The sequence below is a fragment of the Desulfovibrio sp. 6_1_46AFAA genome (assembly GCF_000224635.1).
In the GTDB taxonomy this organism is placed as follows: Bacteria; Desulfobacterota; Desulfovibrionia; order Desulfovibrionales; family Desulfovibrionaceae; genus Desulfovibrio; species Desulfovibrio fairfieldensis.
The window spans coordinates 79,041-98,800 of sequence record NZ_JH114300.1; the positions used below are offsets into that span (position 1 = coordinate 79,041).

The window sequence follows — 19,760 nt, forward strand, 5'->3', positions numbered from 1 at the left end:
AAGGGCCTCGCTTATGCTATTGTTCCGCCGCGTCGAGCTGTTCGGCGATTTTCCGAATAAGCCCGTCAACCGTACGGGCCTCCATAAATGTGCCCATAGTGAGCTTGATTCCGAGCTGAAGTTCGATGGCCGCGAGTATCCGTAGGGCGGTCAGGGAGGTGCCGCCCGCGCGGAAAAAATCGTCGTTGGCGGCCAGATCGCCGATGCCCAGGGCTTCCCGCCAGATATCAAGCAGAAGCCGCTCGGCTGGAGGCGTATCGTCCTCGCTCGATGCCCGGGGCGGGGAAAGGGGGGGCTGATCGTCATAGTTCAGGGGCAGCCAGTGGCTGTCGGGAGAGAACGTATAGCCGGGCAGGAAAATGTGGGGCGCTTCTTTATCGGGCAGGAGCGGAGAGAAGCCGCACAGAAAAAGCTCACCAAGGACAGACGCCCAGTTTCGGGCGGGCGAGGCTTGCGCGTCCGTCAGGTCAAAGACGGCCGCAGGCCCCGGCAGAGGCGCATTTTTGTCGCGTTCCAGCCGGTATTCAAGAAATGTCAGGGGCGCTCCGTCCGTCATTCCGACCTCTTCGACGGATGCATGGAAAGGCAGCGTGGAGAAGCTGATTCCTGCGTCCGCCGCCCGCCATGCCCGGTTTCCGGCCTGGAACCGTGCAAGCCCGCGCAACCCTTCCTCCCGCGACAGGATGTTTGCCTGACACATACCTGCAATGGCTCCGGTTCCCTGTCCCACGACAGCAGATATGGGCAGCTTCGCCCGGCGCAGAATATCGGACAGCGCATACCCTAAGGCCAGCGCCAGACTTTCTCTGCACAGGACGTTTTCCTCCAACAGGGGAAGGGATGAAGACAGTTGTTCCAGCTTTATTCCCAACGGGGCGAGGCAGAAGGAGAAAACGTCGTGTTGCTCGGGATATTCTCCGAGTAATTTCATCGAGACGGCGAGCAGCCAATCGGCCGACTGCAAGCCGTAGTCCGGATGAACAACCGCGAGGCGTGCCGTCTGCGGCGAGGTAGCCATGCGGATGTGCCCGTCGCGCAGGGCGGAAGCCGCCTCTTCGGTGGTGGAGACCATGAGCAGGGCCCGGTGGGAAAAATGTTTTCTGTGGCGGCAAAGGGCGGTGCACACAGCAGCCATATCGGCATCGGCATGTCGCGCGAACCATATCTCGAAGGTTTGAAGCTGCCGACACAGGCTGTCATGGTCGGGGGCGCTGAACATAAGGGGGTAGAGGGGCCGAACGTTTTTGTCTTTCACGGTGTTCGGCGGGGCGCTCCGGGCGTGCGGGGACGATATGCCGTTTTCACGGGCCCATGCGGGTGTTTGCTCAACCACAAGGTGGCAGTTGGTGCCCCCAAAGCCGAAAGAACTCACACCGGCAAGGCGCGGCATGTCTTCGGGCCAGTCCGCACCCTTGACGCATAGCCGGAACTGGCTGTTTTCAATGTCGATCTCCGGATTGCACTGATGATGATTGACAAGGGGGGGCATATATTCATTTTCGAACATGAGAACGGTTTTGATAAGCGACGCTGTCCCGGCCGAGATGTTAAGATGGCCGATATTGCCCTTTACGGAGCCGATTCGGCAGGGTTGCCGCCTCGGAGCGTCAAAAGCCGCGCGCAGGCCCGCGAATTCGACGGGATCGCCGAGATTCGTGCCGGTGCCGTGAGCCTCGACATAGCTTATGTCCGCATTGCTTACGGCTGCGGATCTGTGCGCCATGCGTATGACTTCCGTCTGGCCCTTGACGCTGGGCGCGGTGTAACCGGCCTTTCTCGCGCCGTCATTGTTGATTCCATAGCCGCGTATGACCGCCCGGATATGATCGCGTCCGTTGATGGCATCCCCGAGACGGCGCAAAAGCAGCGCGCAGACGCCCTCGCCCATGATCGTGCCGTTGGCGGACGCGTCAAACGGGCGGCAATGCCCGTCGGGCGAAAGAATCCCGCCCGGCTCCGCCCAATAGCCCCAGTGCCGCGGGCTGAAAACGGAAGCGGTGACGACCAGGGCAAGATCGCAACTGTAGTCCAGGAGGCTCTGGCAGCCTGAGGCCACCGCCACAAGCCCCGTGGAGCAGGCCGTGTTGATGTTCAGGCTCGGACCGGTGAGATTCAGTTTGTGGGATATCCATGTGCTGTTGAAACCCTGCCCGCTTAAAACCAGATTTTGACCGAATGCCGCACTCAGGTGATCGCGGACCGTGGGCCGGGTGTGAAAAAGCCAGTAGAAACTCTGAGCCGCACCTGCGAATACGCCCGTAACGCCGGCACGCTCATCGCCCGGGATATGGCCGGCATCCTCAAAGGCATGCCAGGACGTTTCCAGCATCAGCCGTAATTGTGGGTCAAGGGCACGGGCCTCGGCCGGGGTAAAGCCGAAAAAGTTCGCGTCAAACAGGTCCGCTCTGTCTAGCTGCGCGGTGACAGGCACATGGCAGGGATGCTCCATGATCGGAACCGGGCAGTCTTGCGCCGCAAGCTCTTCTCCGGTCATGCGGTGCAGGGTTTCCCGGCCGTCGCGCAAGACATCCCACAGAGCTTCAATGGTATCGGCATCGCGAAAGCGCCCAGCCATGCCCACAATGGCTATGGCGTTGGCATACTCTTCCTGTTCCCAGGGGGAAGTTGCACTCATGAAAACACCTCGTGCTGACGTTTTCTTTGTTGCCGGACTTTGCGCTGGAAGGTTTCCCGGGATGGCACGGGAGCTTCGGAGGGCAACGGGCCGGGAGATGCGGCGTTGTTTGCCAGTGATGCAATGTGCATGTGGAGGTCATTAAGGTTGGAGTAGGTGAATATACCCGCCATGCCGATGTCCACGCCGAGGTTTTGCCGGATTTTGTCCCGAAGAGGCGGAATCAGCACGGAACTGCCTCCCACATCGAAAAAGTTGGCTTCCGGATCAGGATCATCCAGCTCCAGAACTTCCTTCCAGATTTGGACGAGCGTTCGCCAGACTTCGGATGCGCCGTTTTCGGAGGCATGGGCGACAAGACGCGGCGCTGTCGGCAGGCTCGCGGCCAAGACCAGGGGGTGCGGTAACGGCGGGAGTGCATCGCCCCGGCTGACCCTGATGTGCAGATAGCGGGCGGGGTAGGCAAAGCCCTGCATATGTCCGGATGCAATCGCATCCGCCGGGCTTTTCCCTGCAATGACGTTGTCATGGCCGCTTTGCAGCATGCGAAAGATGCGGCTGGCCGCCAGTCGTGCCGTATCCGCATTGCGCCAGACAGGGAGGCACAGGCACAGATGGGTATGCGGGGCAAATTTGTTTTGTCCGGCGAAATAGTCACACAGGGCGTCAAAGTCTTCTCCCGCCATGCCCGCCCGGTGCCGCGAAGAGAACGAGGGCGAGCCTCCATCCCGCAAAAGGCAGATAACCGGCGCTTCCGGAGCCTCCAGATGAAATGGGTGGTAAAATTTTTCTCCCAGTTTTTCCGGGGAAATATGCCTGCCGTTGCCCTGGGGGCTGGGCACGAGATGCAGCAGGCCGCCGGGGAGGGCATCGAAGCTTTGCCGTCCTCGTTCCAGGGCTTGCCTGACTGTCTGGTCGGGAAGTGCCGAATCGGAAGAGCCGGGTTGTTCCAGAAGAAAAAAGCGGGCTGTGGACCGTTGTCGTAGTGCCCGGACCAGCATGCGCCCTTCATCTCCCGCCCCATTTATCAGCAGGCAGAAGCGATCGGGTGCAAAGGGACGATCCCAGTCGGGCACGGAGGCGGCGTCCGGGATGACGGGGCGCGCGAAACGGTCGGGCCCTTGCGTAAAAAGTACATCGCGAGTCAAGGGTTCTGGATCATGGGGATCTGTGGCTTTCACCTCATAGGCGCCGGCAAGTTTTTGTACCTGATCCGCAAAAAAGTCGTTTTCGGCAATGTACAGCCCTTGCCGTGCAAAAGAGCTGTGAGAATAGCGCTGGAAAAAACGCTTCAGAAGCTCTTCTGTCGCGATCGGAAGCAGTGACAGGTAATGCCGGTCAGGACGCAACCTCCGGTTGTGAGAAACCCGGATATGCGGCATTTGCGTCAGTTCGACCGCGTGCGCGTGGGGCAGCCAGGAGGGTATGCGGGAAAGAAGGTTTTTCACAGCATCGGAAGCAACGCTCCCGTCATGCCAGAGGATGCATTCGCCCCGTATATCCAAGAGGGAATCAGACGTTTCAGGAGCTGCGAAAGCAAGGGCCGCATGAGGCGAAGAGCCCGGCGTGTCCGCCAGTAGAAAATCGGTCAGCGCATCAAGGTTCACAGAGCGTCCCTTGAACCAGAGGTGGTCGGCAATGGCGGACGGCAGCGGAATGGACAGCGTGTCGGATGACAGGGGCACGGCGCGGAACAGGTTGCCCAGAGCAGCCGGTTCGCCGCAGACGCAGTCCGCGGGAAGGATATTCTTTCCGATGACGGCCCGGCAGAACCGCTCGTCGCCCTGCCAGCCCTGTCCGTCGAGCAATGCTGTTGCCCAGCGCAGGCTGCGGGGGATACGCAAAAAAAGCCGGCAGCGGTCGAGTGCGGACCGGTTTTTTGCCAGAAAGGCGGCTGTGGGCAGATCATCCATGATCCATAGCGATTGCACGCCGTTTTGCAGCAGGCGTAGCGCACTTTCCCAGTTTGTTGTGACGGGAAGCGCGTTTTCGCATATTGCGTCGTCAGGATGGCCCCAGACAGGAATTATTCCCTGAAGCAGGGCGGCCAGAGCCACAATGCCGGCGCGGTCGGCATCTTCGTTTTCAAGAAAGCGGATCTGCCCCTGCCCTCCGCTCAGGTTTTGGCAGGTTTCCTCCAGACCCGCCATGAAAGCGTTCGCGTCATAAGCCTGCCATGCAGCCGGACTTTCCCCGTCATTGACCAACAGCGGAGGAATGCCTTTTCCCTCGTGGAAAAGAACATCTCCAGCCGGAAGGTCCGTGATTTGCAGCAGGTCTTCCCACAGGAGGTTCACAATTTCGCAATATTTTGTTTCCGGCATGGCCGGACGGCTCAAGCTTTTTTCCCCTACCGCGAGGACGCCCAGTGGAGGATGCCGCATAGCTGTTATGAGGGAGGAAACGTCTTCATCCTCATAAGCCAGAGCAAGTGTAATCCCGCCGAGTATGCAGGCTTTTTGCAGCATATGTCGCGCCTGGGTATTGCCTCCCCGCCACAGGCACAGCACTTCCGACGGCCGGGCTGAAGGGAAATGCGTTGCGAGTGCCTGCAGCAGGCGACCCAGAACCGCCGCATTTTCATCTGTGCGCAGGGCGGACAGAAGACGCCGTAGTCCCTTGGCGGGTTCCGCATGCTCTTTCGGCCCAGGATATGGGCGGGCATCGGATGTCAGGCCACGGGCAGTATGTTCTTCGGCATGAGGCAGTGCTTCGCAGGTGCGGGAAAAATTGTCCATAAGGAGCTGGATACGTTCTTTTTCAAAAAGATCTTCTCTGTATTCCACGTGCAGCCAGGTATTTTCAACGCCGAAATCCCACACGATAAAGGAAAGCTCATGCTCGGTGACAGGATGCTCAGGAAGGCGTACGCGCATTTTTCCGGCATTGCGGCCTGCAAAGGCATTCTGCAGCAGAAACATTATCTGACCGATGGGCTGCCATGCCCGGACACGGGGCAGCCCAAGGGCATCAACAATGGAGCAGAACGGAATATCCTGGTTGTCCAGCGCCGCCAGCACGGCGGCATTGCTTTGCCGGAGCTCTTCGCATAGAGGGGCATCGCCATCCAGCGGGCAATAGAGGGGCAGCACATTGATAAAGCAGCCCACCATCCTCGCGGTACCTTCCAGTTGTTGCCGGTTGGCGGAAACGGTGAGGATGGGAGCGTCCTCCTGCCCGCTCGCGCGGTAGAGCGCCACGCGCAGGGCCGTATGCAGGGCGGCAAAGAGACTGCAACCGTGCCGTGCCGCCCATTGCCGCAGTTCCGTAAGCAGTTCCGGGCGGAGGCGCGTTTGGATAAGCCCGCAGCTCCGGACGGAGTCGTTGCCTCGGGCGACTTTTGTGGGAAAGGCGTGTGGAGCGGACCCGAGGGGCAGCACGTTGCGCCAGTATGCGGCCTGTTTTTCCCGGACGGCTGGCAGCAGGATCTCTGCGGCCCATGCGGCGTAGTCCGTATACTGAAGCTCCTGTTGCCGCTGCGCGGCTGCAATGGATCCGGCTTCAGGCGAGAGGAGTCTTTGCCAGTCTTCAAGAAGTATCCCAACCGACCATCCGTCCATGATCAGGTGATCCACGCAGAGTACGAAAGCGGCCCTTTGCTCCGGCACAGCCACATAGGACGCCCGTATCAAGGGGTCGGAAGCCATGGAGAAGGGGGTTCTTTTATATGCTTCCAGAATTTCAGCAATCTTGTCGTTGAAATTCTCCGGCGAAGTCTGGTGGATCTCAGGACGTACAGGGCGTCGCACGTCCAGAAACTGCTCCGGTTTGCCGTCAGTAGAAATCCTGATGGACAGGCGCAACGCCCCGTGAATCTCAAGCAGCTTTTCAAAGGACGCCATAACCTCCTGCTCCGTAGGAACAAAAAGCAGATCGAGAACTCCCGTCTGGTTCAGCACATTGGTATTGTCGCGCTCGTCAAGGTGCAGATTGTACAGTCCCAGCTGATAGGGGGACAGAGGGGCTTTTTCCGCATAACGAGTGGAAGGCGGCGGCAAGCGCTGGACAGGAGAGGCGTTCGCGCTTTCGAGCCGTCTGAGAAGCATACGCGAGCCGCGCTTGAGTTCCATGCGCAGATCCGGCGTCAATGCGCTGGCCGGATGCACAAGAAGTCGTCCGTTTTTCCCTTCAACCTGTATGTTGCGGTCCGCGCACCGGCGGAGGATGTCTTCCGCTCTCATTGTTCGTCTCCCACAGCTTTCTCAAGAGAAGAAGGCCGCCTTGTGCGCCTGTGGAAAGAAAACCTGACCGGCTCCGTTTTTGGGGCGTCATGAAACGTGTTCACACCGGAATTCCGGGCACTCTCGACATAGGCCTGTACTTTGGCGGCGGTATTGTCTTCAAGCAGCAGACTGAACGGTACCGGGACCTGTGTCGCCTGTCTGATCTCACCGATGAGGCGCGCGGCCTTGATGGAGGTGCCACCCGCATCGAAAAAGGAATCCTGGAGCCTGTAGTCACAGTTGCCGAGAACTTCGCGGAACATCCCGAGGATACTGCCGTCTTCGACCAGCGTGGGAGTTGGCACCGTGGGAAGGCGGCTGCGGTCAACTTTGCCGTGCGTGTTCAGGGGCAGACTGTCCACCAGGATGTAGTGCCTGGGAACCATGTATTCGGGCAGACGGGCAAGCATGTGATCTTTCAGACCGGCCACGAAACGTGCCCGAAGATTCCGGTCGGTCAGCATCTCGGGGGATTCGGGCGTGACATAGGCGACAAGTTCTCTGTCGGCGTCCTGCGTGAGGGAGATAAAGGCCATTTTTACATCCGGCGCTCCCATGGCTGTGGAGCAGATTTCTCCAAGTTCCACGCGGCGTCCGGATATTTTTATCTGGTTGTCCTTTCTGCCGAAGACCGTCAGGCTGCCGTGTTCGTCCAGGGTTCCATAGTCGCCGGTCCGGTAAACGGGTCCCTCGAGGTACGGCAAGTGCACAAAGGCGCGGCCCGTCCGCTTCGCATCCCCGATGTAGCCCAGGCCCACGCATGGTCCGCTTATGAGCACTTCGCCCACGGAACCGGGCGGAAGCGGGCGCATGTCGTCGTCCACGATAAGTATTCCGGCGGCTGCAATGGGGCGGCCCGCAGGAACTACGGCAGGTTCAAGGCTTTTCGGGGTGATACTCTCCCGCGTGACGTATATGGTGCATTCCGCCGGTCCGTAGCAGTTGTGGATAGTGGTGCCGGGGCATGCCGCGCATACCTTCATGATGGCTTCGCGATTGGGCATTTCGCCGCAAATGCATACGTCGCGCATGCTTTTCAGGGTCGTAACGTCCTGTGTGGACAGAATGTTGAAAACTCCAGTGGAGAGTATGGCCCAACAAATGTCGTAGCGGCTGATGTGGGATTTGAGGCGTTCCGCATCCAGGGATACTTCGGTTTCCGTTACAATGATCGTTCCGGCATGCAGAAGGCTACCCCAGACCTCCATCATGGAAAGGTCGAATGTGACGGCGATGACGTGCGCCATGCGGTCATGTTTTCGCACGCCGTATTCCGAGGGATTTTGCAGTACTGCGTATGTGTTGGCATGGGTCAGGGCGACGCTCTTGGGTTCTCCGGTGGAACCCGAAGTGTGGATGACATACAGAGGCAGGGATTCTTCATCGCGGGATTTTGGGACACGTATCTCAATAGCGGGGGCGTTGTCCGGCATGTCCAAAAAATCCGCAACATCCAGCACCTCGACCGGCAGGTCCCGTGGAATGATTGCCGCGCAATCCCCGCCGGTGAGCACGACCTTTATGCTGCAGCGGCGCAGGATGCCCTGAATTCTCGCCGGGGGCCAGTCCAGCCCGATAGGGGCATAGGCGATGCCCGCCTTTGCCGCTCCCAGCCAGCAGGCCACGTTGCCGATCGAACGGGGCAGCAGCACACCCACAACCTTGACCGGCTGCTCAGGAGTCTGGGAGTATGACCGCTGCAGGCGCGCCGCAATGCGGTTGGACACTGCATCAAGCTCTGCATAGGTGATGCTCTGTTCTCCGTCCACTACGGCTTCCTGATCGGGGAAAAGCCGTGCATTTTCCAGAAATGAAGCGATGAGTCTTGTCTTGTTCAGTTCCAGCGATGCGTTGTTATTGCACATGATGTTCACCCACGTGTGCGACACATCCCGTGATCACGTTGAATTGACTTACGCAGCAACAAAAAGATTTTTCCGGAGTACCCGCCCAAGCCGCGGATACGACCCCTTCTTCCACGCTGTTCGCCAAGTGGACAAAACGCACCGGCGCGGGGCGGCCGTCGATGCGGATGCTGCCGGTACTCATATCCGTTTCCATGGAAGGAAAATGGAGCGAAAGTCCCAGTCCAAGGACTTTTGAAACGGCTTCCTTGGCAGTCCAGAGCCGAAGAAACTGATGTGCCGGGCGTCCGGCTTGCGCCATGCGCTGCTGTTCATTTTCATGGCATACCAGGGGGATCAGGGCCTGCCAGTCGCCCAGATGTTCTTGAAGCTCCACATCCACTCCACAGCGTCCGTGGCGGCAGAAAGCAATAGCGGCCCATGGCCAGGAATGGGAAATGTTAAAGTCGCAGAAGGCGTCGGCGACAAGGTAGGGTCTACCGTAATTGCTGGAGGCGAAAAGCCACTCATGCGGCAAACGGCGGCCTTTTTCCAGGCTTAATAACATGCGCAGTGCAGCATGGGACGCCATATACAGGATTCCGTCATTCAGTCGATGAAAACGAAGCGCTTTGTATTGTTCCTGTGGGGAAAGCAGGGCAAAAGCCCGGCCCAGCGCGGACGCCGGATCTTCACGTTCCAGCAACGCCTCCAGGCCGTGCCCCTGCTGCGCCGGAGAGGCCAAGTCCATCAGGTCGCGGGCGTGGGTAAGGTATACGTGCACTTTCTCCTCGCCTTCAGTCTCTGTATCAAAGGGGGCCGGACGCAGGACAACATGCTGCTTGGCCGGATTTTCCCGTGGGCTTTTCATGTCAGCTCTCCTTGCGATGGACATGCTGCATTTCAGACCCGATCCAAGATATCGCATGATCCGACATGGGGGCTGCTCATGTTTGTATTTTTTTATCCAAAAAAAGTTATGGGCATTTTTAATTAATATATGGATAGTTATCCTCCATATATGGCCGTGAATATCTTGTTATTATGGGCAAAAAAATAACCAAAATGGGCATGACAGCGAGTGCATCGCGTGTATCATGGAGAAACATTCTCACATTGCTTTGTGAGGATTGTTTTTACCGTCCAGTAAGAGAGGAATCATGGCAACAGATCTGCTCAGACGCTTTACAGAAGTGGCGCGCTCCAACCCAGGCGTTCCGGCGGTTATGGGGCCTGACCTGTGCCTGTCGTTTTCGGATCTCGATTTGCTTTCCGACAGAGCCGCCGCAATTTTTACCCGTGCCGGCGATGCCGGGATTCTGCAGGGAGAGATGCCATACTCGATAGATACCTTGCCGGTCATCGGGTTCTATCACTGCCGCTCGGCGCGGCATGTCGTGGCTGCGGTGGGGGCCGCCAAAGCAGGCATTCCCTATATGCCCCTGGGCTGCGACTGGCCGGACAACCGTCTGAAAGCGGTCAGGGGCAACTGTCGCATGTGCCTGCTTGTGTGCGACAAGGAGGGTATGTCCGTGTCCGGCTGGGGCGGTGAAACGCCCGTTGTTTATACCAATGATCTGTTTGGAGCCGAGAAGGTTGTTTCAGCCTGGAGCAGAGTGGAAATGAGAGATGTGATGCGGGCCCGGTATGGGGATATGCCCCCGCCGCTGTATGTCATCCACACCTCGGGCTCCACCGGAACACCCAAGGGGGTGGCCCTGCCCCATGACGGCATTTGCGCCAATTTTGTCGGCTCACGGGGCATGCCCGGATTCAGCGCCGGCAAGAGAGTGCTTTACGGAGGGGCACTTACTTTTGATCTTTCCATTATAGAGCTCTGGATCAGTCTGCTGAACGGCTGCACGCTCGTGCTCACCCCGGAAGAAACGCTGCTTGATGCCCATAGTCTGAAAATGCATCTGAAAAAATGGGAGATCAATACGGCAGCCATGCCTGTAAGCGTCATGAGCGCGCTTGCCGCACAGGATGAAAGCGTTTTCAGCGGTCTTGAAGTCCTGATTTTCGGCGGAGAATTGCCCAATAAGGGTCGTATAGAAAAGATCATGCGCGCCTGCCCCGGCATCGTAATGAACAACTCTTACGGGGCGGCGGAAACCTGCGCGGTCGCCGCCGCCGGGAACATAAGTCTTCCTCTGCCCGAAGGTCCCCTTGCAGTGGGAAAACCCTTTGGCGATGCCGAGTTGCTGGTCGTGGATGACGATCTTGCGCCTCTGCCTGCAGGACAGGTGGGGGAACTGCTCATCGGCGGTCCGGGCGTGGGGCTTGGGTATATAAATGATCCGGAACGGACGGCCCGTTGCTTTGTGATTGACCCCCGAAGCGGAAAACGCTGCTACCGGACAGGTGATATGGCCTATCTGCAACCCGACGGGCGGCTTGTTCTGGTGGGGAGAAGAGATGCGCAGTTCAAGATCGGGGGCAAAAGGGTGGACCCCGATGAAATCAGTTCGGCCGTCATGCGCCAACCCTGTGTGTCCAATGTGCATGTCGCCTTTGTGCGCGGGGACTACCCGACCATTGTCGCCTATGTGGTGGCCCACGGCTCCGCGTTCGGCATGGAACCCGGGATTTTCGCTGAGAACCTGCGCAAGGCTCTTGCGGAAGAACTTCCCGCCCATCTCGTTCCCGGGCACATCCTTGTTGTGGAATCCATTCCGCTGACCGCCCACGGCAAAGTTGATCAAAAGCGCCTGCCGGCACCCCCTGCCGTGAAACCATCTTCCTCAGGTGGTGACGTTTGCGCGGCCTTTCAGGCAGTGTTGCGGTCTGAAGCTTTCAGCGAAAATGACGCTTTCTTTGATCACGGCGGCACATCATTGCTTGCCGCGCAACTGATTGCCGTTTTCCGCTCCGTCTTTCAGGTGGCGGTTCCTTTCAGACTTTTTTCACATCCGCGCACCGCCTATGTGGTCAGGCTTTTCATTGAAAATGCCAGAATGAACGGCCCGGCGGCCGCCGGGAGCGGTGCGGGAGCGCGGCTCCTGCCCGTCCGCGGCACAGGGCTTAATGCCCAGGACGAACTGACCGTCAAGATTTAGGGGTATGCCATGAATGCCGGGTATCCAGCGGAACTTCTCGAATTTGTTTTTGAACTGCGCAGTCAGGGCATAGTCTTATATGCTGAAGAGGGGGAGATTGTCTGCCGCGGCCCGCGAGAGGCCCTGACAAGCAGTCGTCTGGATACTCTCAGGCTGCGCAAGCGGGAGCTTTTGCAATTGCTTGAGGAAGAAGAGAGGGCCCTGCGGCAGGAGATTCCGGAACTCAGTCCGGATGTCCAAAACCGTTTTATGCCCTTTCCGCTGACGGACAACCAACAGGCATACTGGATCGGGCGCGGAGACACGCTGCAATATGGGCAGGTGGGCATTCACGCATACTTTGAGCTTGAGGTCCCGAGCCTTGATGTGGAGCGCCTGGAAAAATGCCTGAATACGCTGGTGCAGCGACATGACATGCTGCATGCAGTGGTCGTCGGAGACGGCATGCAGCGCATCCTGAGGGAATATTCCCCCATCAGGATAATGCGTACGGACGCCTCGGACCTGTCTGCGCGGGAAGCGGACAAGACGCTGGACTCCATCCGCCGCGATTTGTCCTGCCGCTGCTATTCACTCGAAACATGGCCTCAGTGTGCGTTTCACGCGGTGCGGCTGCCGGACGGAACTGACATTCTTTTTGCCAGCCAGGACACATGGTGCCTGGACGGGCAGAGTTACCGCGTGCTCATGGAAGAATTGACCGCCCTGTATCACGGCCTGACGCTACCTCCCCCGCCGGGCTTGAGCTTCAGGGATTATGTACTTGCCGTGCAGTCCTTCCGGAATTCCTCCGCCTATCAGGCCAGTTTTTCCTACTGGAAAACCAAAGTGACCACCCTGCCGGCAGCACCCATGCTGCCGCTTGAAAAAAAGCGGGGCTATCGTCCGGAGGCCCGTGGCTCCGGTAAAAAGAGCTCGAACGACCCCGTGAAGTCCTATCGTCTGGAAGCAAGACTTTCGGAAGCAGAGCTTAAAACGCTGAGAAATTCCTTGCGCGGCAAGGGAGTGACCTTGGCCGCCTTTTTGCTTGCCTGCTATGCGGAGACCCTGGGGCACTGGTCCGAAGAACCCGCGTTCACCATCAATGTGCCCTGGGGCAACAGGCTGCCCGTGCATGCGGATGTGAATGCGTGCGTTGGTGAATTCGCCAGCATGACGCTGGTAAAATACGACTGCATGGCGGGCGGGAGTCTTCTGGAAAGGACCCGTCTTGTCATGGCGCAACTGCTGGAAGACCTGCAATATTGCCATGTGTCGGGAGTGGCCATCCTGCGTGAATGGCGTCAGGCCAATGCATTGGGGCCGGAAGCCTGCATGCCCTTTGTTTTTACAAGTGAAACGGATGCGGGAGAGGGTGCGAGCTCTTCCTGGATGGAACCCCTTGAACGCATAGGTCGTATCCGCAAGGGGCTCAGCCAGACGCCGCAAGTTTGGATTGATGCCCAGTATGCCGTGGTGCGCGGAGAACTGCGCCTTTCATGGGATATTCTGGATGGCGTTTTCCCCGAAGGGCTTGCGGAAAACATGTTTGCCGCTTTTGAGGCCCTGGTACGCGCCTGCGCCGACAGGGACGGCATCTGGCATGAAGCATTTCCCCTGTCTGTTCTTGCCCTCCCTGTCCTGTACAGTTTGACCTGGGGTGGAGATTGCTCGATTGCCGACATGGACGTTGCCGCCGTTATTGACGAATTTTCATCCACGCGCGCGGAGTATGTCTGCATTGAGGATGTCCGGGGCGCTCTCATGTGGCGTGACGTGCCCGCACTCGTGTGCGGCGCATCAGCACGAATGTGCGAGGCTGGCCTCAAACCCGGCGAAGGGGTGGCCATTCTTTTGGAAAAAGGCCGCTGGCAGAGCATCATGCCTTTTGCCGTGAAATCTGCCGGGGGCGTGTGCATTCCGCTGGATGTGGAAAGCCCCGTTGAGCGGCTGGAAGAAATCGTGCGGCGTTGCGGCGCGGCCATGGTTGTGACCGACGCGTCGCTTCGGGAAAAAGCGGCGGCCTTCGGCCTGCCCATCCTGGATGTGGCATCGGGTGAACCGGTGCGCACAGCCCTGCCGACCGGGCGGCGAGTGTGGGACAAGAGCGTCTTCTGCGTCATCCACACATCGGGCAGCACCGGCGTCCCCAAGGGAGTGGAACTGCCTTTTGCCGGTATTCTCAACGTGCGCGCCCACATGGGCAGGCTGGGGCTGGGGGCCGATGACGTGGTTCTCGCCCTGTCGCCCCTGCAACACGACATGTCCATACCGGAGTATATGGGCAATATGCTGTGCGGCATGCGCGCGGTTTATCCCGATCCCCGCCTGCGCAAGGATCCCCGGCACTGGTTTGAGCTGATCGAAAAGCACGGCGTGACGTTCTGGCATACCGTGCCCGCCATGCTGACCATGCTTGTGGATTATTGCCGCGGACTGTCTGAAGAAAAGGTCAAAAGCGTTCTGGCATCATTACGTGTCGTATGCCTCGGCGGCGACTGGACGCCGCTGGAAACCGCACGGACGCTGTTCCGGCTGGCGCCCGGAGCAAAGATCGTTACGGTTGGGGGCCCCACGGAAATAACAATCTGGAATGTCACCCATACGGTAACCAGGGTGGAGGATTGCTGGAACAGCCTGCCGTATGGAACCCCCATAGCCAATTGCGGCTGCCGCGTCGTGGACGCGGCAGGCAATATCCGCCCGCGCGGGGTGGTGGGGGAAATGTGCTGCACGGGGCCTTTTATGTCGCCGGGATATTCCAATGACGATCGCCTGACCCAACAGCTTTTTCCCACCTGCGGGAAAAATGGCGAGCGCCTGTTCAAAACGGGCGATATGGTCCGTATGCATGCTGACGGCGTTTTGGAATTCGTGGGGCGCAAGGACAATCGGGTCAAAATTGGCGGTTACCGCATCGAACTGAGCGAAGTCGAACACCATCTTCAGACCTTTCCCGCCGTGGAGGAAGCTGTGGTTCTCGCCAGGACCGGCCCGGCAGGTTCTCCTGTCATGGTTGCCTGGGTCAGGGGGAGAGAAGGCAAAGATATTTGTCTGAAGGAGCTTCGAGCCCATCTTATGCGCTTTCTTCCTTCGTACATGATTCCGCCATTTATCGGCTTGTGTTCGTCTTTTCCGGTGACCTCCAACGGCAAGGTAGACAGAAAGGCCATTCTTGAATGGCAACTGCCCCGGACTGGCGAGGACGTGCGGCTGGATACGCCGCTGCGCTCAACCTTGGCAAAAGTATGGGAAGAATTGCTTGGCCGCAGGCCTGAATCAGAAACAAGCAATTTTTTTGAATGCGGCGGCGACTCCATTACGGCCATTCGTCTGCTCAACAAACTCATGTCCGCCGGTTTTCCGCATCTGGGCATACTGAGCGTATTCCAGCACCCTTCATTTGCGGCGCTTGTCGGATATATAGCCAGCTTGGGTGCGGGGGAGGAGCGTAACAAACTGCCTTCCCTCAGTGAGGCGGCGCAGTTGCAAAGTGCTTCCGGCCTGTACCCTGCTTCGCGCGCGCAGCAACGTATCCACGTGGACGAAATGATTCAGCCTGTCAGCGGGCTGTACAATCTGCCTTTCATGTTCAGTCTGCGGGGTCGGATCGACACTGACCGCATTATTGCCGCGTTCGGGACGGCGATAAACGCGAATCCGGCATTGCGCACTGTTTTTGAAGAGAGGCCGGACGCGGCCGGGGGCATGCTGCTTGTTCAGCGGGTGCTGCCTCGGATTGAAGCGCCTTTTGAGGTGCTGGATCTGCGAAACCTCTCCCCGGACAGCGCCGCCGGCAGGTGGGCGGACGCCGCCAGGAAGAGAGGGGCGGAGGCGCTGAATATGCTGGAGGGGCCTCTTGTACGGGGAACCCTTGCCCTCATGCCGGTGGAAGAGGGGCAAGCCCAGGCCGCCGAGCTGCTGCTTGTGGTCCACCATGCGGTTTTTGACGGCTGGTCCATGAAGATCTTTCTGGCCCAGTGGCGCTTGGCCATGGAAGGCATGGAAGTGCCCATGGCAAAATATTCATATGGCGATTTTGCCTGCTGGGAACGTCTGCCGGAAGTCATGGACGCCATGCAGAAGTACACGGACGCCTATGCTGCGGCCCTGCGCAGCCTGGATGCGCAGCCGGCTTCTTTTCACGCAAGCCTGGCCGGGGCAAGGCCACAGGCGAGAGAGGGAGGCGGAAGTCACAGTTTCTTTCGGCATACCCTTCCTCATGCTCTGGCAGAGCAGGTGCGTCGGGCGGCGGCGCAGGAAAAAGTAACGCCCTTTATTTTCCTTCTGGCCGGTTTCGCCCTCGTGGCCTCACGCTACTCTGGAAGTGAGCGCATTCTTCTGGGCACCTACTCGGCGCAGCGTTTTCTTCCCGACCTGGAAAGTATCGTGGGTATGCTGGTCAACCCGCAGCCCCTGGCTTTTGATTTTGCCGGAGCCCAAACCTTTGAAGATATTCTGGAAGCCGCCCATAAGGGACTGATGTTGGCCAAGCAACATGAGCTCGCCCCTTTTGAACTGCTGGTAAGAAGCGACGACTCAAGCATGGAATCCGCCGGAAAGACATTTTTCTCCATAACGTTCAGCCAGGACAATACCGACAAAAGCCTGGTCAGGGCCGGGGACGTGACCTTATCCATTGCGGCGGGAGGAGAACACAAGAGCGGTATGGACATGGAGGTTGCTCTGCATGAGGCCGATGGCGGCTTGAGCTTCGTTGTGGTGTTTGATGAGGCCGTGATGGAGCACAGACATGTGGAAAATCTGTTTGCCAGGCTGGAGTATGTCGTTGCTCAATGCGCCCGCCAACCGGATATGGCTCTTTCAGAAATGCGATATTGCCTTGACCGGGATGAGGTGCTGCTTGAGAGCGTGAACTGCCAGGCGGCCGTCCCCCTGCGGCATGCATCCCTGTGGGACTGGTTTGTTGAGACGGCACGCCGCCATCCGTATCAGGTCGCGATTATGGAGTATGCGGGCCGGGACCGCCGGGAATACAGTTACCTTGAGTTATTTTCACGGGCCGTAGGCATGGCGGAAACAATGAAAAACCTTGTCCCCGCCCTTTCAGCCGAAACTCCCTTGGAGCATTCACGCCTCATCGCACTCTACATGCCGCGAGGAGCCGAGCTTGCGGCGTCCATGCTTGCGGCATGGCGACTGGGAGCGGCGGTCATGCCTATAAGCGTCACGTTGCCCGCCGAAAGAGCGCTTTCCATACTGGAGCACGCCAGTCCCGTTGCACTTGTGGCAAACTGTCCGCAAGACTTGGCAGGACTTTGGGGCCGGTGCCTGGAAAGGGCTTTCACAGGTCCTGTTGTGCTGGGGAGCGATATTGTGCAGGGAAACGCCGGAGCAGCGGTTCTCGCGGTCGAACGCCCAGCCGGGATGTTGGAGCGAACTGCCTGGGTGATCTTCACCTCCGGTTCCACCGGCAGGCCCAAGGGAGTGGCTCTCTCCCATGCCGGTCTTGTGGGAAGGCTTGAATGGGGAGAAAAATTAATGCCGCCAACCGTGCAGGACAAGGGATGCTCCAAGACGGACATGGCATTCGGCGACTGCTTTTGCGAGATTTTCGGGCCGCTGTTTTATGGCTTCCCTGTGTTTTTCATGGAAGAAAAAAGCATCGCCCATGTGGATACGCTGTATGAAATTTTGAAGACCGAAAAAATCACGCGGCTTGTGGCGGTGCCGAGCCTGCTGCGTGAATTTGCCGCCATGGCGGAACGAGGAAAGGGGACTCTGGACGCCTTGCGGCATATTGTGTCCAGCGGCGAACCTCTGCCTTCTGCTTTGGCGCACCGCCTACAACGCGCCTTCCCTTCAGCGAAAATCTATAATTTCTACGGCAGTACCGAGATAACCTGCGATGCCTCATGGCATCTCTGTTCTTCATCCCTCACGGGCACATCAGCTGTCCCGGCCGGAAAACCCATCGCCGGTGGCCGTATCCTTCTCATGGACAAGACCAGAGCCGTGCTTCCTCCCGGCATGCGCGGGGAAATCTGCGTATGCGGCAGAATGGTTTGCCAGGGCTATCTTCAGGAAAACGGCAGCATAATCAAAACAGACGTCTTTTTCAGGCATAAGGAAGAACCCGCCTTTGGCACCGGTGATATGGGAGTCTGGACGGAAGACGGGAATCTGATTTGCCTTGGAAGAACTGACCGGCAGATCAAGATCCGTGGACAAAAGATCGCTCCTCAGGAAGTGGAAGGGCTGCTTCTTGCTCTGCCCGGCGTTCAGCAGGCCTCGGTGCTCTGCATGGATGACAATGGTCACGACAGCCTTGTGGCATGCCTTGCAGCTGACTGCGGAAATATGCCCCGCGTGGAAAAAATGCCTGTGTTGGAGCTCTTGCCGGCGGCCCTGCGCTTGCAACTGGAGGGAAGGCTGCCTGCCGCTTTCATCCCACGTTATGTTCTCTGGATGGAAGATATGCCGCGTATCCATACGGGAAAAATCGACCATGCCGCTTTGCGCTCCATGTGCAAAGAAGAAATGACGCGACTGGCCGAGCGGAGCAGGGAACAACCGTCCGAATTCGATTCCGGGGTGGCCAAGGCCCTTAGCGGCTGGTGGAGCGATGTGCTCCATGTTCAACCGGGGAGTGACAGCAATTTTTTCAGCGATGGGGGAAATTCCCTGCTGGCGGTACGGCTGGTCCATTTCATGGAAAAAGAGTTCGGCGTTTCAATGCAGGTGCGCCAGATTTATAGCTTAATTTGTTTTTCTGGGATGGTAACCTACATTGAAGAACAACAACGCGGCAGTGTCGGCGAATGGGAAGAGATTTGACAGTAAAGCGACTGCATACCGGCTTGGTTTTTATCGGCACTGGCGAACTCCGGCGAGCGACTTGTTCCGCCTGCCGTAACTCTGTCTTTTCCCGTCCGGCGGCAATGTGGATAGGGACCGGGAAAGAAGGGCCTTTGTATTAAGCAGACGCATTGTCGCCTATGACCTGTTTTGGAAAAACCGGGAAGAGGTCTCATGACAGCCAGTTCAAAAAGCAACCGCGACATTGTGACGGAAGAGATATCACAGCTGCCTGCATTGCCACTCTCTGGCGATATTTTGGAAGCTGTCGCGTTCCGCGATGGCTGTGGCCTGCCGTAGCTGCCGCTTGTGGTCTGACGGGTAAAATCCCCCTGGACAACATGCGCTTCGCCTCTTCGTGGCGTTCTCTGGCGTCCTTGAGCGATACGGTGGGATATTCCCCGAAACTGAGCAGCTTGCTTTTGCCGTCAAAACGGTAGGCCATTCTCCAGAGTTTGCTTCCGTTGGCGGGGATGAAGAGAAACAGACCGCCGCCGTCAAAATACTTGCGGGGCTTCACGTCGGGTTTCAGACTGCGGATGTGGGTATCGGTAAGAGGCATGGGCACTCCTTGGCTGTCGTTGGACGAAGAGATACCCACATGGATAAAAATATTTTTGATTCCGCGCGGTTATTCATGTAGGTATCAGAAATGTCGTACCACATTTCTACCTACGGATATACCCATAAAATGTTTGGATGCAAGCGGACAAGGCTGGACTTTGGGAAACCATACCGGAAGGAAAAAACAAAGAATGCCAAGGTCTTTTAGACCTTGGCATTCTTCTTTATAAGGGGCTTTAGCCAGTTGAGCGAGCGTTTGCGAGCGAAACAGAAATCCACCCGCTATGCGGGTGGAAATAATTTGTTATACAAAAAACACCTTTCCCATACGATAGAGTTGTTCAAGCCCATCGTAATTTTTAAGGGAAAGGTGTTTTTATATGGGAACTCGAGTTCAAAGTTTAGCCCACACAAAATGGTTGTGCAAGTATCACATTGTCTTTTCTCCAAAATACAGGCGGAAAATAATATTTGCCAACATTCGAGAAAGTATCGGAGAAATTCTTAAGGACTTATGCAAATATAAAGGTGTTGAAATTATCGAGGGCCATCTCATGCCGGATCATGTGCACATGCTGGTGAGTATTCCTCCAAAAATCAGTGTATCAAGTTTCATGGGGTACCTGAAAGGAAAAAA

8 protein-coding genes are annotated in these 19,760 nt (G+C 57.7%); 3 read left to right on the forward strand and 5 right to left on the reverse strand.

The window, feature by feature from the left end:
* Nucleotides 1-16: 16 nt before the first annotated feature.
* Genes HMPREF1022_RS00250 through HMPREF1022_RS00265 form a run of 4 tightly spaced genes read right to left on the reverse strand, consistent with a single transcriptional unit; the run spans nt 17 to nt 9,573 of the window.
* Complete coding sequence (locus HMPREF1022_RS00250; protein ID WP_009301363.1) at nt 17-2,635, reverse strand: beta-ketoacyl synthase N-terminal-like domain-containing protein; 2,619 nt, start codon at nt 2,633-2,635, stop codon at nt 17-19.
* On the reverse strand, nt 2,632-6,816 hold the full coding sequence (locus HMPREF1022_RS00255) for a condensation domain-containing protein (protein ID WP_009301364.1): 4,185 nt from the start codon (nt 6,814-6,816) through the stop codon (nt 2,632-2,634). The genes HMPREF1022_RS00250 and HMPREF1022_RS00255 overlap by 4 nt, the downstream gene beginning before the upstream one ends.
* On the reverse strand, nt 6,813-8,723 hold the full coding sequence (locus HMPREF1022_RS00260; protein WP_009301365.1) for a non-ribosomal peptide synthetase: 1,911 nt from the start codon (nt 8,721-8,723) through the stop codon (nt 6,813-6,815). The genes HMPREF1022_RS00255 and HMPREF1022_RS00260 overlap by 4 nt, the downstream gene beginning before the upstream one ends.
* Entirely contained in the window at nt 8,713-9,573 is an 861-nt protein-coding gene (locus HMPREF1022_RS00265) for a 4'-phosphopantetheinyl transferase family protein (RefSeq protein ID WP_009301366.1), read from the reverse strand. Before HMPREF1022_RS00265 ends, HMPREF1022_RS00260 begins: the two co-directional genes overlap by 11 nt.
* A 289-nt stretch (nt 9,574-9,862) precedes the next feature.
* On the opposite strand from HMPREF1022_RS00265, the gene HMPREF1022_RS00270 reads away from it, so the two are divergent.
* Both HMPREF1022_RS00270 and HMPREF1022_RS00275 read left to right on the forward strand, forming a co-directional pair.
* Nucleotides 9,863-11,761, forward strand: a complete 1,899-nt coding sequence (locus HMPREF1022_RS00270) for a non-ribosomal peptide synthetase (RefSeq protein ID WP_009301367.1) — start codon at nt 9,863-9,865, stop codon at nt 11,759-11,761.
* Between the two features lie 9 nt (nt 11,762-11,770).
* Complete coding sequence (locus HMPREF1022_RS00275; protein ID WP_009301368.1) at nt 11,771-18,538, forward strand: non-ribosomal peptide synthetase; 6,768 nt, start codon at nt 11,771-11,773, stop codon at nt 18,536-18,538.
* Nucleotides 18,539-18,731: 193 nt separating this feature from the next.
* Here the strand turns inward: HMPREF1022_RS00275 and HMPREF1022_RS00280 are convergent, their stop codons facing one another.
* The gene (locus HMPREF1022_RS00280) at nt 18,732-19,121 is read right to left on the reverse strand and encodes an Arm DNA-binding domain-containing protein (RefSeq protein ID WP_009301369.1); all 390 of its coding nucleotides are present in this window, start codon (nt 19,119-19,121) and stop codon (nt 18,732-18,734) included.
* Between the two features lie 382 nt (nt 19,122-19,503).
* Between HMPREF1022_RS00280 and tnpA the strand changes: the two genes are divergently transcribed.
* On the forward strand, nt 19,504-19,760 hold a 257-nt coding region (gene tnpA, locus HMPREF1022_RS16830; RefSeq protein ID WP_156802815.1), incomplete at its 3' end, for an IS200/IS605 family transposase.

Coding starts and splice junctions, on each gene's coding strand:
- HMPREF1022_RS00250 (WP_009301363.1), bottom strand. CDS start 2,635: ATGAGTGCAACTTCCCCCTGGGAACAGGAAGAGTATGCCAACGCCATA.
- HMPREF1022_RS00280 (WP_009301369.1), bottom strand. CDS start 19,121: ATGCCTCTTACCGATACCCACATCCGCAGTCTGAAACCCGACGTGAAG.
- HMPREF1022_RS00255 (WP_009301364.1), bottom strand. CDS start 6,816: ATGAGAGCGGAAGACATCCTCCGCCGGTGCGCGGACCGCAACATACAG.
- HMPREF1022_RS00260 (WP_009301365.1), bottom strand. CDS start 8,723: ATGTGCAATAACAACGCATCGCTGGAACTGAACAAGACAAGACTCATC.
- HMPREF1022_RS00265 (WP_009301366.1), bottom strand. CDS start 9,573: ATGAAAAGCCCACGGGAAAATCCGGCCAAGCAGCATGTTGTCCTGCGT.
- HMPREF1022_RS00270 (WP_009301367.1), top strand. CDS start 9,863: ATGGCAACAGATCTGCTCAGACGCTTTACAGAAGTGGCGCGCTCCAAC.
- HMPREF1022_RS00275 (WP_009301368.1), top strand. CDS start 11,771: ATGAATGCCGGGTATCCAGCGGAACTTCTCGAATTTGTTTTTGAACTG.